The organism is Brachybacterium sp. J144 (genome assembly GCF_036321705.1).
Classification (GTDB): domain Bacteria; phylum Actinomycetota; class Actinomycetes; order Actinomycetales; family Dermabacteraceae; genus Brachybacterium.
On the sequence record NZ_JAZDCG010000035.1, the window covers coordinates 14,236 to 27,662 of the forward strand.

A 13,427-nucleotide genomic window follows, 5' to 3' on the forward strand; every position below is an offset into this window, starting at 1 on the left:
GTTCGACCGAGGTCAGTCCGCCTCGCCGCTCCCGTCCGTGCCGCGGCGCGCGGCGACGGCCTCGTCGAGACGCTCGCGGGCGCCGTCGAGCCACTGCTGGCAGCGGCGGGCGAGCATCTCGCCCCGCTCCCACAGCGCGATCGAGTCCTCGAGCCCGCCCTGCCCGGACTCGAGCCGCCGCACGACCTCGACGAGCTGGTCGCGGGCGGCCTCGTAGGACAGCGCCGCGACGTCCTCAGGCATGGGGGCGGTCTCGGCGGGGGACGTCTCGGGGGTCTGGGTCATGGCTGCTCCTTCGGGGCGGCGGGCGGGGTGTAGGGGTCTGTCTCGGTGCGCTCCACGCCGAAGCGGCCTCCTGCCACACGGACGGAGAGGGCGTCGCCGACGGTCGAGTCCTCGGGACGGCGCAGGATCGTGCCATCGGGCGCCTGGACCACGGCGTAGCCGCGCTCGAGGGTCGCGAGCGGGCTGAGGGAGCGCACCCGCGCGCCCAGGTGGCCGACCTCGTCGCGGGCGCGGTCGAGGCGGGAGCCGATGAGGGTGCGGGCGAGGGCGATGCGGGAGCGAATCTCGTCCTCGCGGCCCGCGAGGATGCTCGAGGGGTTCTCCAGCACGGGCCGCGAGCGCATCGCGTCGAGCCCCGACTGCTCCCGCTCGATCCGGGCGCGGATCGCGGCGCGCAGCCGGGTGCGGCCGAGGTCGAGCTGCTCGGCCTCGGCGACGATGTCCGGCACCACGCGCTTCGCGGCGTCGGTGGGGGTCGAGGCGCGGACGTCCGCCGCGAGGTCGATCAGCGGGGTGTCCACCTCGTGGCCGATCGCGGAGACGATCGGGGTGCGGGCCGCGGCGACCAGACGCACCAGCTGCTCGTCGGAGAAGGGGAGCAGGTCCTCGAGGGAGCCGCCGCCGCGGGAGACGATGATGACGTCGACCGCCTCGTCGGCGTCGAGCTCCTTCAGCGCGGCGGAGACCTCCTTGACGGCCTTCGCCCCCTGCACCGCGACCTCGCGGATCTCGAAGCGCACGGCGGGCCAGCGGCGGCGGGCGTTGACGACGACGTCGCGCTCTGCGGCGGACTCGCGCCCGCAGATCAGTCCGACGGTGCGCGGCAGGAAAGGCAGCGACCGCTTGCGGCTCGTCTCGAACAGCCCCTCCGCGGCGAGGGTCCGCTTGAGCTGCTCGAGCCGGGCGAGCAGCTCGCCGAGACCGACGGGCCGGATCTCGTCGGCCTCCAGCTGGAGGGTGCCGCGCTTGGTCCAGAAGGTGGGCTTCGCGTGGATCACCACACGGGCGCCGGCGACCGGTTCGACGGGGAGGGCACGCAGCACGTGCTCCCGCACCGGGACGGAGAAGGACATGTCCACGTCGATGTCCCGCAGGGTCATGAAGGCGAGGCCCGAGCCCGGCCGACGGTTCAGCTGCACGATCTCGCCCTCGACCCACAGGGGCGACATGCGGGCGACGTACTCCCCGACCTTCACCGACAGCTGGCGCAGCGGCCACGGGTTCTCCGGGGTGGTCTGCGCGGCGGTCGCGGCGAGGGGCGGGGGCTGCTCGGTCATGGGCACCACTGTGCCACCCACGACCCACACGCCGGCGTCGCGGCAGGTGCCGATGTGGACGGAGGGGGTGTGGGGAGGACCGATCCGAAGCACCCTCCGAGCAGGGGAGACGTGCCCGTCGGGCGGGGTCGGTGTGGAGGGTTGGTGAGTCTCGCCCCACCGCCTCCCTGCCCGGGGTGCGGGTCTCCTACGATGGCGGGGTGAACAGCGGAACCGTCCTCCTTGCCGAGCCCCGCGGCTACTGCGCGGGCGTCGATCGAGCCGTCGTCGCCGTCGAGCGCGCCCTCGAGCACTACGACGAGACCGTGTACGTGCGCCACGAGATCGTGCACAACAAGTTCGTGGTGGATCGACTCAAGGAGAAGGGCGCCGTGTTCGTCGAGGAGGTCGACGAGGTGCCCGAGGGCTCGCTCGTGATCTTCTCCGCGCACGGCATCTCCCCGAAGGTCCGCGAGATGGCGGAGCAGCGGAACCTGCGCACCATCGACGCGACCTGCCCGCTGGTCACCAAGGTCCACAAGGAGGCGGTGCGCTTCGCTCGCCAGGACTACGACATCCTGCTGGTCGGCCACGAGGGTCACGAGGAGGTCGAGGGCACCGCCGGCGAGGCACCCGAGCACGTGCAGATCGTCAACGGGCCCGAGGACGTCCACAAGGTCACGGTCCGAGACCCGGAGAAGGTCGTCTGGCTCTCGCAGACCACCCTCAGCGTCGACGAGACGATGGAGACGGTGGACCGGCTCAAGGAGCGCTTCCCGACCCTGCAGGCCCCGCCGAGCGACGACATCTGCTACGCCACGCAGAACCGGCAGGTGGCGATCAAGAAGATCGCCCCGGACGCGGATCTCGTGCTCGTGGTCGGTTCCCCGAACTCCTCGAACTCGGTGCGCCTGATGGAGGTCGCGCTCGAGGCCGGGGCCCGTTCCTCGCACCGCATCGACAGCGTCTCCGAGCTGCGGGACGAGTGGTTCGAGGGCGTCGGCACCGTGGGCGTCACCTCCGGTGCCTCCGTGCCCGATGTGCTGGTGCAGGAGCTGCTGGCCGAGCTCGCCGAGCGCGGCTACGGCGACGTGAAGCCGGTGCGCACCGCGACCGAGGACCTCATGTTCTCCCTGCCGCGCGAGCTGCGCCAGGAGATGAAGGCCGCGGGCGAGACCGACCGCCGCTCCAAGCCCTCGGGGGATCGGGCGACCGCCGAGTCCTGACCGGGCTGCCGTTGCGCCGTTCGTCGGCGCGACCGCACGCTGCTCGCCGGTCACACGCAGCGGCTCAGCCGGCCGCGCGGCCCCCTCGGCCGAGTTCCGAGCGGCGCGGATCCGCGAGATCCGCGATCTCTCCGTCCTCGAGCGTGCGCGCGCGCCGGGTGAGCTGTTCGATCTCGTCGACGGCGGTGCCCGCGAGGCCGAGGTCCTCGAACCGTCGCGCGGTGACCAGCACCCGGGACTGCAGCGAGCCGACCGCCTCGTTGAACGCCGCGACGGAGGAGTCGAGCGACCGCCCCACCTTCCCCAGGTGCGCCGTGAACACGCCGAGCCGGTGGTGCAGCTCGCGGCCCGCCTCGAGCACCTCGCGGGCGTCGCGGTTGAGGGACTCGGTGCGCCAGGTGTGCGCGACCGTGCGCAGCAGCGCCATGAGCGTCGCGGGGGAGGCGATCACCACGTCCCGGGCGAAGGCGTGCTCGAGCAGGTCGGGTGCGGATTCGAGGGCTGCGGCGAGCACTCCGTCGCTCGGCACGAACAGGACTGTGAACTCGGGGGTGTCGCCGAGCGCCTTCCAGTAGGCCTTCGCCGAGATCTGATCGACGTGGTGGCGCAGCGCCCGGGCGTGCGCGGTGCGGCGGGTGCGGGCGCGGCTCGGATCCTGCTCCTCGATCGCGTCGAGATAGGCGTCCATCGGCGCCTTCGCGTCGACGACCAGGGTGCGCTCGCCAGCGAGGCGCACCACCAGGTCCGGGCGCTGTCCCTTCTCGCCGTCAGCCCGCGCACCGGCCGCCTGCTCGGAGAAGTCGACGTGCTCGAGCATCCCGGCGGCCTCGACGATCCGCCGGAGCTGCACCTCGCCCCAGCGTCCGCGCGCGGTCGGCGCCCGCAGCGCCGAGGTCAGCGCCGCGGTGCCGTTCTCGAGCGACTGCGCCCGACGGCCCAGCTCGCCGAGATGCGCGCGCAGCGCCCCCTCCGCCTCGACCCGGGCCGCCTCGGAGCGCGCGAGGGAGCGCTCGAGATGGGCGAGCGTCGCGGTGATCGGGGCGAGGGTGCGCTGCAGCTCGGCCTCGCGCTCCTGCTCCGCGGCGTCGCGACGGGCCGCATCGCGCTCGTGGCGCTCGTCGGCCAGGCGCAGCAGCTGCGCGGAGGCGTCGCCCTGGGTGCGCGCCCGCTCCCGCATCACCAGCCAGGTCGCGACGGCGCCGAGGAGCGCGCCCAGCGCGATCCCCACCAGCAGCATCTGTGTTCCGCTCATGCCGACAGCACATCACGCGGGTCCGACGGACGAGGGGCACCACGCCCGCGGGCGGGTCCTCAGCGCTGTGCGGCGAGCTCCCGGGAGGTGTGGACCTCGCCCATGTGCTCGCTCGCCCAGGCCACGAGAGCGCCGAGCGGCTCGAGCAGGGAGCGGCCGAGCTCGGTGAGCTCGTACTCGACCCGCGGCGGGATCTCCGGGTGCGCGGTGCGCAGCACCAGCCCGTCGGCCTCGAGTGCGCGGAGGGTCTGGGTGAGCATCTTCTGGCTCACGCCGTCGACCCGGCGGGCGAGCTGGGAGAAGCGCTGCGGGCCGCCCTCGAGGGCGCCGATGACCAGCACCGTCCAGCGGTCGCCGATGCGGTCCAGCAGCTGCCGGGAGGGGCAGTCGTGGACGTAGGGGTCATAGGCGAGAGAGGGCATGAGGGGCTCCTGGGGTGGTTACCGGAAAGTGCGTACTTCCCTATGGAGAGAAGGTTACCTAGAGTGAGCGTCAAGGTCCACGGCAGAAGTCGTGGACGTTTCGTCGAATCGGCACCAGGAGTGCCGGGAAGGAGAGCCCCATGGCTCGCATCGTCGTCCTCGGAGGGACCGGCTACGCCGGCACCGGCATCGTCACGGAGGCCGCGCAGCGCGGCCACGACGTCCTCTCCGTCTCCCGCACCGCCCCGGCGGAGCTCCCCACCGGCGCCGCGCACCGCGCGGGCGATCTGCGGGACGAGGCGCTGCTCGCCGAGGTTCTCGAGGGAGCCGACGTCGTCATCGCCGCCTCCGCCCCACGCGGTGAGCTCGCCGAGCCCGGCGTCCTGCGCGGCATCTACGCCACCGTCGCCCGCCTCGCGGGCGAGAAGGGCGCGCGCTTCGGCGTCGTCGGCGGGGCCGGCTCGACGCTCGTCGCCGAGGGCGGCCCGCGGGTGCAGGACACCCCCGACTTCCCCGACGCCTTCAAGGCCGAGGCGAACGAGCTCACCGCCGTGCTCGAGGACCTCCGGGCCGACGAGACCGGGCTCGACTGGTTCTTCGTCAGCCCCGCGGGCGGCTTCGGCGCCTATGCCCCCGGCGAGCGCACCGGCGCGTACCGGACCAGCGACGACGTGCTCCTCGTCGACGCCGACGGCAACTCGGCCCTCTCCGCCGAGGACCTCGGCGTCGCGATCGTCGACGAGATCCAGCAACCCGCGCATCGCCGCGCCCGCTTCCACGTCGCCTACTGAGCCCTCCGGCTCCGCGTTCCGGGGCCGACGGTGTGAGGTGCGCCCGCTGGGCGCCCCGACCGTCGGCCCCGACCTGCGCCATGGGCCGTGCGCGCCGTAGGATCGGGCACCGTGGCTCTCACTATCGGAATCGTCGGACTGCCCAACGTCGGCAAGTCCACCCTGTTCAACGCCCTGACCCGCGCCGAGGTGCTCGCCGCGAACTACCCGTTCGCGACCATCGACCCCAACGTCGGCGTGGTGCCCCTGCCCGACCCGCGGCTCGCGCAGCTCGCGGGCATCTTCGGCAGCGAGAAGCTGATCCCCGCGACCGTGTCCTTCGTGGACATCGCCGGGATCGTCAAGGGCGCGAGCGAGGGCGAGGGCCTCGGCAACAAGTTCCTCGCCAACATTCGCGAGGCCGACGCCATCTGCCAGGTCACCCGCGCCTTCGCCGATCCCGACGTGACCCGCGTCGAGGGCTCGAAGGACGCCGCCGGCGACATGGAGACCATCACCACCGAGCTGATCCTCGCCGACCTCCAGACCATCGAGAACTCGATGCAGCGCCTGGAGAAGGAGACCAAGCGCGGCCTGCTGGACGCCGCCGTGCTCGAGAACGTCCTCAAGGCCAAGTCCCTGCTTGAGACCGGGAAGACCCTCTACCAGGGGGCGAAGGACGCCGGCATCGACGTCACCCAGCTGCGCGAGCTGCAGCTCATGACCGCCAAGCCCTTCATCTACGTCTTCAACACCGACGAGGACGGCCTCGCCGACACCGCCATGCAGCAGCAGCTGCGCGAGCTCGTGGCGCCGGCCGAGGCGATCTTCCTCGACGCCAAGTTCGAGTCCGAGCTCATCGAGCTCGACGCCGACGAGGCCGCCGAGATGCTCGAGTCCACCGGCCAGGAGGAGTCGGGCCTGGACCAGCTCGCGCGCGTCGGCTTCGACACCCTGGGCCTGCAGACCTACCTCACCGCCGGCCCCAAGGAGTCCCGTGCCTGGACCATCCCTAAGGGCGCGACTGCCCCGCAGGCCGCCGGCGTCATCCACACCGACTTCGAGCGCGGCTTCATCAAGGCCGAGATCGTCTCCTTCGACCAGCTGATGGAGGCCGGCTCCATGGCCGAGGCGAAGGCCAAGGGGTGGGTCCGCATGGAGGGCAAGGAGTACGTCATGCGCGACGGCGACGTGGTGGATTTTAGATTTTCGGTCTAACGTCTGTGGTCGTCCTTCGTGCGGATCGCGGACCGAATATCCACGGGGCTCGGTTGTGTAGGAGGGCGAGTGCGGGTACCTTATGAAAGGAAACCATTTCGTATCAAAAGGACGGGGCATCGTCATGACAGAGGGCTCAGGTGGACTCGGAGGATCGTCAGGTCGCCCTGTCAATGCTGAGCTGACGCCGGCGATCATGGAGGCGGTGCTGTCTCTGCTCGCGGACGAGGGCTACGCCCGGCTGACCACCGCTGCGGTCGCGAAGCGGGCCGGGGTGTCCACAGCGACGCTGTACCGCCGATGGCCCTCCAAGCGGGAGCTCCTGCTGGCCGCGGCTGGTCAGATCGGCGAGGCCGAGGCGGACGACGTCGACACCGGCACAGTGGAGGGAGACCTGCGCGCGCTGCTGGCCCATAAGCGTGCTGTGCTCTCCGGCAGGATCGGCGCGACACTCGTCGCGCTCGTCGGCGAGTCGGCGCATGACCGAGAACTCGCCGCGATCGTGCGCACCAGCATCCTCGAACCGACGCGGGAGCACCTGGAGGCGATCTTCGACCGTGCTGCCGCACGGGGCGAGGCCGTGGGAGCCGATGCCGCATCCGCGGCGCACCTGGTCGTGGGGACGGTCTTGGCCCGCGTCGCTTTCGCGGAAGGCGCAGGACACGACGACCTTCTGCCGGGCAGCGACGTGACACTCCTGATCCAGGCCATCGCCGGTGACACCGCCCAACCGGGTCCCGGCGGAAGGGCCCGGAGGCGATGACGATGGAGCAGACCGTGGTGATGACCGGAGCGAGCCGCGGGATTGGCCGCACGGCGGCGCGCCGCCTGCTCGCCGGTCGCCCGCAGGCGCATCTGGTGCTGCTGAGCCGTACCGTCCCGCAGGCACTGGTCGACGAGTTGCGAGCAGCCGGCGGGTCGGTGACTGTCATCCGCGCCGACCTGTCCTCTCTGCGCAGCGTGAGCGAGGCGGCTGACGAGGTGGTGGAGCTGGTGCATCCCGGCCGCCTGCCACCGATCGGAGCGCTGGTCTGCAACGCCGGGGTGCAGCTGACGAACGCACTGACCGAGACCGTGGACGGCTTCGAGGCGACCTTCGCGGTCAACGTCCTGGCCAACCACGTCCTGCTGCGGAGGCTCCAGGGGCACCTGCCTCCCAGCGCGCGGGTCGTCGTGACGGTCAGCGACACGCACTTCGGCGACCTGAGGCACAACCTCGGCATGGTGCCGGGCCCGCAGTGGCACCCGGTCGAGACCCTGGCCCGGGCCGCAGCGTTCCCCGACCCGAGCGGCAGCACAGCGGGGCGGGCCGCCTACTCGACCAGCAAGCTCGCCGCCATCTACCTCGTCCACGAATACGCGCGCCGACTCCCGACCGGCTTGACGATCACCTCGTTCAACCCGGGCTTCGTGCCCGGCACCGACCTCGCACGCGATGCCGATGCCATCTCCCGGTTCGCCATGCGACGGGTCATGCCCCTGCTGACGCTCACTCCGCTGGCGACCTCCCCCAGCCTGGCAGGGCGATTCCTGGCTGACGCGGTGCTCGGCACGGTTGCGGCCCCGTCTGGCGCGTATATCGACCGTGACCGAGTGGCTGCATCATCGCCGGCGTCCTATGACCGGCAGCGCGAGCGTGAAGCCTGGGAGGCGGTCGAAGCGCTCACAGCCCGGTTCCTCCCCTCCGTTGCTGACCCGAATCCAGGAAGGGAGAACCGATGAGAACGATCGTCATCACCGGAGCCAGTGACGGCATCGGCGCGGCAGCCAGCCGACAGCTCGCGGAGACCGGCGCACGGCTGATCCTCGTAGGGCGTTCGCCGGAGAAGACCAGCGCGGTCGCCGCCGCCACCGGTGCCGAGCACTATGTCGCCGACTTCGCCAGGCTCGACGACGTACGCCGCCTCGCCGGCGAGCTGAATGAGGTCTGCGAGCGGATCGACGTGCTGGCAAACAACGCGGGCGGCATGTTCTCCGGACCGACAGTCACCCAGGACGGCTTCGAGAAGACCTTCCAGGTCAATCACCTCGCCCCTTACCTCCTCACGCATCTGCTGATCGACAAGTTGATCGGCAGCCGCGCGGCCGTGGTCAATACCTCCAGCATCGGCGCGCGCTTGTTCGGCCACATCGACCTCGAGGACCTGAACAACTGGGCGGGGTTCTCACCGAACAAGGCCTATGGCGACGCCAAGCTCGCCAACATCCTGTTCACCAAGGAGCTGCACGAGCGCTTCCACGGCCGGGGCCTCTCCTCAGTCGCATTCCATCCTGGCAATGTCGCGACGAACTTCGCCTCGGACACAGACAGCTACTTCCAACGCGTCTACCACGGCGCGCTCAGGGCGTTCCTGATCTCCCCAGAGCAGGGAGGAGCACGCCTGCGGCACTTCATCGAGGGTCAACCGGGCCGGGCGTGGACATCGGGGGAGTACTACGGTGCACCGGGCCGGATCGGCCGCACGAACAGGCAGGCCTACGACGCCGGTATCGCGGTTGAGCACTGGCGGCGAAGCGCGGCCATGCTCAGCATCGACTGGTGAAGAGCATGCGCCCACACTCCCTCGGCTGCAAGTGAACGGTCTCAGTGACCTTGATCCCTGATCGGAACCAGATGGCTGTACGTACCGGAACGTGGTGGAGTTGAGGTTCAACGTGTGATCGACGGTCGATTACCGGGCATGCCGGACTTCAGTTCATCTGTGGTCGAGTGGCCCAGGCGTTGACATTGCATTGCTGCTCGGTGTGGTCGCCCGCAGCCACGACTGTTCCGTCGGCGCGCAGCCCAAGCGAGTGTCTCGCTCCGGCTGCGATCGCTGTGATGCCGGTCCATGACTGGACATCGCACTGGCCGAACTGGTTGTCGCCCGTTCCGAAGACCCTTCCGGTCTGGCTCAGCGCGAGCGTATGGACGGAGCCGGCCGCCACTGAGGTGATGCTTCTCCACGATGACACCTCGCACTGGCCTCTGCTGTCGTCGCCGACGGCGACGACGGTGCCGTCTTCGTGTAAGCCGACGGTGTGCAGGTAGCCGGCAGAGACCCCGGACACGTGTGTCCACCGGGCGACGTCGGTCTGCCCTCGCTGATTGTTGCCAGTTGCGAGGGCTGTGCCGTCGCGTCGAACTGCGACTGTGTGCCAGTCGCCGCACGCGATCGCGACGATCCCGCTCCACAACTGCACGTCACACTGTCCTTCCGCGGTGCGACCGGTGGCGACGACCGATCCGTCGGCACGTAGCCCCACGGTGGTCCTCCAGCCGGCGGCTATAGCCGTGATCTCGCGCCACTGCGTGACGGCGGTCTGCCCGGCGTCGCTCCAGCCGGTAGCAAGTGCAGTCCCATCGGCTCGGAGCCCCACTGTGTGAGACTTGCCGGTATTGCGGGCCGTGTGGACGCTGCCAGCGGCTACGGCGATGACGTCGGACCAGGGTAGTACGTCACACTCGCCGGCTTGATTGTTGCCAGTGGCAATCACGGTCCCGTCCTCGCGTCGCAGCACTGAGTGCCGGTTCCCGGCCGCGAGTACGGTGCGCACGTGGGCCTCCTCCGCGGTTCTCGTCGCCACCTGATCGTAGGCCGTCATACCAGTCGTTGCGGCAACGCCCGTCTCGTGGCCCCAGCGCGACGTGGCAAGGTTACCGACCTCGGAACTCGGACGAGCTCCAGCACTCCCGCGACCGTAGTGACAGCTCTGGTGCTCGCAGTCGTTCGAGAGCTTGTGATCGTCCCGATCTCCCACATGGGAGCGCCGGAGGGACGGTGAGCGAGCACCGACCTATGGACATAGCTCTCCAAAGGTGATTCGGCTACGGAATGCGGTCAGTTTTCGTTTTGCCGTCTAAACTTTCCCCTCGCACTCGGAGGGGAAAGCCATGGGATCAGACGACGCCGCTTGTCACGAGTCGCTTCCGCTGGCTTCTTTGGCGTCCGCCCCTCGCGGCGAGATTAGCGGCTTGGTGAACTGTCGACGGTATAGCCAGCCAGTATCAGGACAATCGCTCACATCCTTACTCTCGACCGACCGTGCTTCTATCCCGGTGATCTTCGTGAAGAGGGCCCCCGAGAATGACGCATATGAGGGTCGTCCGGAGCCTCCGATTATGTAAGAGAAACTGACGAGCCTCGCTGCAATGTCTTCAAGAGAGAAATCGTCAGATTCTAAGCCATTCGCAATGTCGGCCCGAAAGCTCTCCAGGGTCGGCGACTCGGCGATGACGTCATAGAGGAAACTGTTACCTGCTTGTGCCTTCGACTCGTCACCCTGGCGGAGATCATTCAGCAAAATCGACGACAATCTATCGGCCTCTCGATGCAGCGCTTCACGCAGAGTCTGCGCAGTTTCATCATTGAGCGCATCCACGTCGCGGTTCGCTGTCGTAATTACATGGGTGCGACGGTGAATATCGGAGCATGCCATCAACGCGCAATCAATTTCGCTCTTAGGATTTGCGTCGACAAGGCGACGGAGCAGCGTCGCAGCCCAGTGTGTTAAGTGGACCAAGTTGGAAGTCAAAGAGCTCAGTCTGTCTTCGGCGTCATTGACAAGGGTCATGCCGACGGTTAACAACTCCAGTGTGACTGGACCGGAGGGACCTTCGTGGTGCGGCAGCTCTCTGATATCTGGATATAGCGAGCGGATCTTGCTCAGCGTCAAGGTCACCCGTGATTCGTCGTCGGCGGAGAGTAGCGAATGTAGATCGGCGCCGTTGCCGACGGCCGCCTTCTCAATCGCTCGGCTGACGATGGCGTCGGGTACGTCGTGTTCAGGGATAGCTTGCGCGAGGTACCGATCGAAGTAGTCGGGATGCGCGAACCGTCTGGGCGCAGCGCGGGAAGGGCTTGGGGCGCGAGTAGCAGGAAAGAGAACAGCTAGAACCGCGCGTGCATCTCGACGATCCTCGTTGCGATCGAGGACTTCAAAGAGTTGATCCCAATCCGGCTGCTCTACCTCACGTCTGCCGAAGCTCGCTATCGAAGGAGACGAGCGAGTTAGTTCACTCTTCCACGACTGCAGTCGGGCGAAGACGTCGGGAAACTGAACCTTGAGGAAAACGGTCAAGATGAGGTCCACATCATTCATCTCACTGAGATCGTGGCTCCTGAACTGCTCGCGAACTTGCGCCAGGAATCGCTCAATTGCGCGCGGTGTAGTGAGTTGGGAGGGCATGGTGGACAGGATGATGTCACCGAACCGGTTCCTGTCGAAGCTTGTCTCGACACGTTCCGGGGTCAAAATCTCCGTCAGCCCGGCGTCCAGTATTTTTACGATCTGGCTCGTGAGAAGGGGCGGGATACTCAGTGGATACTGAACTATCTTCTCCATGAACGCCCGAGCCCTAGCCTTCGATGCGTTGGACTGGTCTGGATTCTGCAAGGTCTCGATGAGGGTTTGTTCATCGTAGGCCAAGAGGAAGTCGACACCGGGGAAGCGGCCAAGCAGACGCACCACCTTAAGGAGGTCGAATAATTCGCCGGGTTGGAGACGGTCAATATCGTCGACGACGACCAGCACTGGTGTTCCGAGGGTCCGCAGTTCTGTCGCGATCTCTTCGAAGGCTACATTCCACGGTTTCGATAAGCGGGTCTCAAGACTTCGCGTCGCCTCGGCAACTGCCGATCCCGCGACCGGGATCAAGGCCGCAAAAGGCCGCGCGATGTCGGCGTAGGTACTGATCAGGCCACGCAGGTCCTTACTGTTACTCGATTTTGGCGCAACGGTTGCAAGAGCGGAAAAGAACTCGGAAAGCAATCCCTCAGTTCCGGATGTCGCCCAAGGCGTAAACGAGACGACATGCCATCGGTTTTCGTCGAATTTCGTGAGGAAGGTGGTGATCAAGGCGATGACTGAGGACTTGCCACAGCCCCAAGGGCCCTCAAGTCCATAGACAACGCTGGATTCCGGGGAGTGGTTCTCGTCGATCAGTCGCGCTATGCGTTGGGCTACCTGTGCACGCTGGAGAGTGTCCTGGTCGGCTGTTGTGATCGGATCGTCTCGCCAGCCAAGCGAGGGCTTAGGTTGGTCGGCGGTCGGATGGTGCTCGTTCCCAGGTGAGTTCACACTTAGAGCCTACGTGCAACCCGTGATCAGCGGTGCAGCTAGGCATTGGTTGAGACGTTATTCGGCTACGGAACGTGGTGGAGTTTCGCTTTAACGTGTAGTCGTATGGGGCAATGCGATCGGTGCTGCGACGTGCAACTCGTGGATGCTCACTCGGTCCTGACGATCGTCCACGCTGCTTCAAGAAGGGCTTTGTTGCTCGGGGCCGTTCGGCCGTCGGGCAACTGCAGGGTGTCTTCGAATCCGATGCGCGTCGAGAGTCCGTGCTGAGCTGCGATTGCGAGTGCCGCCCAGGCACTGCTGCCCTCGCCGTGGAGCAGGACAGGCATCCGGGCGTCGTTCGCCGTTGCCACAGCTTCGAACATGTCCTCAGCTCGCCGCGTCGTCACCGTCGGATCGGGCTCTGGAGGGAGTTCGATCAGCACTCGCTGACATGAATCGCGGATGGGTGATCGCGCCCAATTCGCAACGGCTTCTGAGTTCCACAGTCCGGCCTCAACTCCGACGCCATGATCCATCAGTGCGGTCGCGACGTCGTCTGCGCCGTCCTCGTGCCAGTTTACCGATGCGAAGTCGGGCAAGGCGTCCCAACTGCGGATGGTCGCGACCCGCTCGGCCGGATCAGACTCGGCCCATGCACCTGTCGTGACGCCGATCGGAAGGCCGTCAGCGGCTGTGCGGATGGCTTCCAGCACCTTCGCCATCGGATGTGCCGCGAGCGTATCGAACCCGGCGGCGTCTTTGACGTGGACGTGGATTGCGTCGGCACCCGCTGCCCACACGTCCACAGCCTCGGCTGCGAGTTGAGACGGTGTCGTCGGTAGCGTGGGGTGTGCACTTGGCAATCGGGCACCGTTCAGACACGCCTTCATCATCATGTCGGCAATGGTGACACGGGTGTCCGACAGGCGATCGTCCTGTTCGGCTACGCAGATGGC

The 13,427-nt window shown here is 67.7% G+C and carries 13 protein-coding genes; 6 read left to right on the forward strand and 7 right to left on the reverse strand.

Features of this window, described 5'->3' with window-relative positions:
• Nucleotides 1-12: 12 nt before the first annotated feature.
• Together V1260_RS14530 and xseA are read right to left on the reverse strand one after the other, a co-directional pair.
• A complete protein-coding gene (locus V1260_RS14530) occupies nucleotides 13-285 on the reverse strand; it encodes an exodeoxyribonuclease VII small subunit (RefSeq protein WP_329747539.1) in 273 nt (90 codons plus the stop codon).
• Nucleotides 282-1,562, reverse strand: coding sequence for an exodeoxyribonuclease VII large subunit (gene xseA, locus V1260_RS14535; RefSeq protein WP_329747540.1), 1,281 nt, complete (start codon nucleotides 1,560-1,562; stop codon nucleotides 282-284). The genes V1260_RS14530 and xseA overlap by 4 nt, the downstream gene beginning before the upstream one ends.
• A 200-nt stretch (nucleotides 1,563-1,762) precedes the next feature.
• Between xseA and V1260_RS14540 the strand changes: the two genes are divergently transcribed.
• A complete protein-coding gene (locus V1260_RS14540) occupies nucleotides 1,763-2,767 on the forward strand; it encodes a 4-hydroxy-3-methylbut-2-enyl diphosphate reductase (protein ID WP_329747541.1) in 1,005 nt (334 codons plus the stop codon).
• A gap of 64 nt (nucleotides 2,768-2,831) precedes the next feature.
• Here the strand turns inward: V1260_RS14540 and V1260_RS14545 are convergent, their stop codons facing one another.
• Both V1260_RS14545 and V1260_RS14550 read right to left on the reverse strand, forming a co-directional pair.
• Entirely contained in the window at nucleotides 2,832-4,019 is a 1,188-nt protein-coding gene (locus V1260_RS14545) for a DNA recombination protein RmuC (protein WP_329747542.1), read from the reverse strand.
• A gap of 59 nt (nucleotides 4,020-4,078) precedes the next feature.
• A complete protein-coding gene (locus V1260_RS14550; protein WP_329747543.1) occupies nucleotides 4,079-4,441 on the reverse strand; it encodes a winged helix-turn-helix transcriptional regulator in 363 nt (120 codons plus the stop codon).
• A gap of 140 nt (nucleotides 4,442-4,581) precedes the next feature.
• Here V1260_RS14550 and V1260_RS14555 point away from each other — a divergent pair, with 140 nt between their 5' ends.
• The 5 genes from V1260_RS14555 to V1260_RS14575 all read left to right on the forward strand — a co-directional run bounded on the left by V1260_RS14555 (nucleotide 4,582) and on the right by V1260_RS14575 (nucleotide 8,972).
• Nucleotides 4,582-5,232 carry an NAD(P)-dependent oxidoreductase gene (locus V1260_RS14555; protein ID WP_329747544.1) on the forward strand — a complete coding sequence of 217 codons (651 nt, stop codon included), beginning with the start codon at nucleotides 4,582-4,584 and terminating at the stop codon, nucleotides 5,230-5,232.
• Between the two features lie 111 nt (nucleotides 5,233-5,343).
• Complete coding sequence (gene ychF, locus V1260_RS14560; RefSeq protein ID WP_329747545.1) at nucleotides 5,344-6,429, forward strand: redox-regulated ATPase YchF; 1,086 nt, start codon at nucleotides 5,344-5,346, stop codon at nucleotides 6,427-6,429.
• Nucleotides 6,430-6,625: 196 nt separating this feature from the next.
• Nucleotides 6,626-7,192: a TetR/AcrR family transcriptional regulator gene (locus tag V1260_RS14565; RefSeq protein WP_012802027.1), complete on the forward strand. Its 567-nt coding sequence runs from the start codon at nucleotides 6,626-6,628 to the stop codon at nucleotides 7,190-7,192.
• Between the two features lie 2 nt (nucleotides 7,193-7,194).
• On the forward strand, nucleotides 7,195-8,151 hold the full coding sequence (locus V1260_RS14570) for an SDR family NAD(P)-dependent oxidoreductase (protein WP_329747546.1): 957 nt from the start codon (nucleotides 7,195-7,197) through the stop codon (nucleotides 8,149-8,151).
• Nucleotides 8,148-8,972 carry an SDR family NAD(P)-dependent oxidoreductase gene (locus tag V1260_RS14575; protein WP_126986488.1) on the forward strand — a complete coding sequence of 275 codons (825 nt, stop codon included), beginning with the start codon at nucleotides 8,148-8,150 and terminating at the stop codon, nucleotides 8,970-8,972. Before V1260_RS14570 ends, V1260_RS14575 begins: the two co-directional genes overlap by 4 nt.
• Nucleotides 8,973-9,120: 148 nt before the next feature.
• Here V1260_RS14575 and V1260_RS14580 read toward each other — a convergent pair whose 3' ends face one another.
• From V1260_RS14580 to V1260_RS14590, 3 genes are all read right to left on the reverse strand, one after another.
• On the reverse strand, nucleotides 9,121-9,966 hold the full coding sequence (locus V1260_RS14580) for an RCC1 domain-containing protein (protein ID WP_247425107.1): 846 nt from the start codon (nucleotides 9,964-9,966) through the stop codon (nucleotides 9,121-9,123).
• A 360-nt stretch (nucleotides 9,967-10,326) separates the two neighbouring features.
• A complete protein-coding gene (locus tag V1260_RS14585) occupies nucleotides 10,327-12,489 on the reverse strand; it encodes a KAP family NTPase (protein WP_329747547.1) in 2,163 nt (720 codons plus the stop codon).
• 149 nt (nucleotides 12,490-12,638) lie between these two features.
• On the reverse strand, nucleotides 12,639-13,367 hold the full coding sequence (locus V1260_RS14590) for a 3-keto-5-aminohexanoate cleavage protein (RefSeq protein WP_329747549.1): 729 nt from the start codon (nucleotides 13,365-13,367) through the stop codon (nucleotides 12,639-12,641).
• Nucleotides 13,368-13,427: the final 60 nt, after the last annotated feature.

What these genes read in the sequence shown, in the direction of transcription:
- V1260_RS14530 (WP_329747539.1), bottom strand. Translation starts at nt 285, where the DNA reads ATGACCCAGACCCCCGAGACGTCCCCCGCCGAGACCGCCCCCATGCCT.
- xseA (WP_329747540.1), bottom strand. Translation starts at nt 1,562, where the DNA reads ATGACCGAGCAGCCCCCGCCCCTCGCCGCGACCGCCGCGCAGACCACC.
- V1260_RS14545 (WP_329747542.1), bottom strand. Translation starts at nt 4,019, where the DNA reads ATGAGCGGAACACAGATGCTGCTGGTGGGGATCGCGCTGGGCGCGCTC.
- V1260_RS14550 (WP_329747543.1), bottom strand. Translation starts at nt 4,441, where the DNA reads ATGCCCTCTCTCGCCTATGACCCCTACGTCCACGACTGCCCCTCCCGG.
- V1260_RS14555 (WP_329747544.1), top strand. Translation starts at nt 4,582, where the DNA reads ATGGCTCGCATCGTCGTCCTCGGAGGGACCGGCTACGCCGGCACCGGC.
- V1260_RS14565 (WP_012802027.1), top strand. Translation starts at nt 6,626, where the DNA reads ATGGAGGCGGTGCTGTCTCTGCTCGCGGACGAGGGCTACGCCCGGCTG.
- V1260_RS14570 (WP_329747546.1), top strand. Translation starts at nt 7,195, where the DNA reads ATGGAGCAGACCGTGGTGATGACCGGAGCGAGCCGCGGGATTGGCCGC.
- V1260_RS14575 (WP_126986488.1), top strand. Translation starts at nt 8,148, where the DNA reads ATGAGAACGATCGTCATCACCGGAGCCAGTGACGGCATCGGCGCGGCA.
- V1260_RS14590 (WP_329747549.1), bottom strand. Translation starts at nt 13,367, where the DNA reads ATGATGATGAAGGCGTGTCTGAACGGTGCCCGATTGCCAAGTGCACAC.